This window comes from Amycolatopsis sp. NPDC003861 (assembly GCF_053605405.1).
In genome coordinates this window covers 1-1,238 of sequence record NZ_JBSGJD010000525.1, presented here as the reverse complement: position 1 = coordinate 1,238, position 1,238 = coordinate 1, and the positions used below count along the sequence as shown (strand labels likewise).

Below are 1,238 nucleotides of genomic sequence, written 5' to 3'. Positions count from 1 at the left end.
GGACGGCGGCAGCCCGGCGGTGCCTTAGCAGCCCCCGTTTTCCACGCTACCGAAGGGGACCGACAGTTTTCAGCCCGCGAGCGCCGGGGCGACGTGCTTGGTGAACAAGTCGATGCCCGAGCGGTCGTACGCGGCTTCCGGGAAGTTCAGGATCGCGTAGGACATGCCCCGCTTGCCCAGGGCGGCGAGGTGCTCGGCGACCTGCTCCGGGGTGCCCGCCGTCGGGCCGCTCGCGAAGGTCGCGACCGCCCGCGCGGCGTCCTCGGCCGGGACGTACTTCTCGTAGTGCGCCTTCAGCCAGGCCTGCTTCTCCTGGACGTCGTTCTCGGTTTCGCCGAGGACGACGCTGAGGTTGCCCGAACGGACGATCGCGTCGAAGTCCGTGCCGACGTCCTTGCAGTGCGCCGCGAGGATTTCGGACTTGTGGGTGAACGCCTCCGGTTCGGGGAAGAAGTTCGTGTACTTCGCGTACTTCGCCGCGATCCGGAGCGTCTTCTTCTCGCCGCCGCCGGCGATCCACAGCGGGATGCCGCCGTCCTGCAGCGGGCGCGGGCTCAGGATCGCCCCGTCGGTCCGGTAGTGCTTCCCGTCCAAAGTGGACTTGCCGGTCGTCCAGAGGTCGCGCATGATCTGGACGCCCTCGTCGAGCTGGCCGAGCCGCTCGCCGGCGGTAGGGAAGCCGTAGCCGTAGGCCCGCCACTCGTGCTCGTACCAGCCGGCGCCGATGCCCATTTCGACCCGGCCACCCGAGATGAGATCGGCCGTCGCGGCGACCTTCGCCAGGTAGGCGGGGTTGCGGTAACCCATGCAGGTGCACATCTGCCCGAGCCGGACGGTCTCCGTCGCGGCGGCGAACGCCGAGATCAGCGACCACGCCTCGTGCGTGGCCTCGTCGGTCGGGACCGGCACGGTGTGGAAGTGGTCGTAGACCCAGATCGATTCGAAGGGGCCCGCCTCCGCGTGTTTCGCGAGGCCGAGCATGGTCTTCCAGTGGTCCGCGGGGTCGATGCCGGCCAGGTCCAGCCGCCAGCCCTGCGGGACGAACATTCCGAAGCGCATGCGTACAACTTAGCTTCGCTCAGGGATGTGCGCGGCGTGATTTTGCCCGGCTGGAGCCGCTCCAGCCCGGCAGCGCAGGGGCGGCTCGGGGGCGAGGACCAGCGAACACGGGCGGCTGCGGTGGTCGCGACCGCGTTGACCATGTCGATGTCGAAGCCCTCGAGGTTGCCCGAGGTGGG

At 69.3% G+C, this 1,238-nt stretch carries 1 protein-coding gene; it reads right to left on the bottom strand.

Features of this window, described 5'->3' with window-relative positions:
* Positions 1–69: 69 nt before the first annotated feature.
* The gene (locus ACWEVN_RS47955) at positions 70–1,059 is read right to left on the bottom strand and encodes an LLM class F420-dependent oxidoreductase (protein ID WP_452055726.1); all 990 of its coding nucleotides are present in this window, start codon (positions 1,057–1,059) and stop codon (positions 70–72) included.
* Between the last annotated feature and the right edge of the window lie 179 nt (positions 1,060–1,238).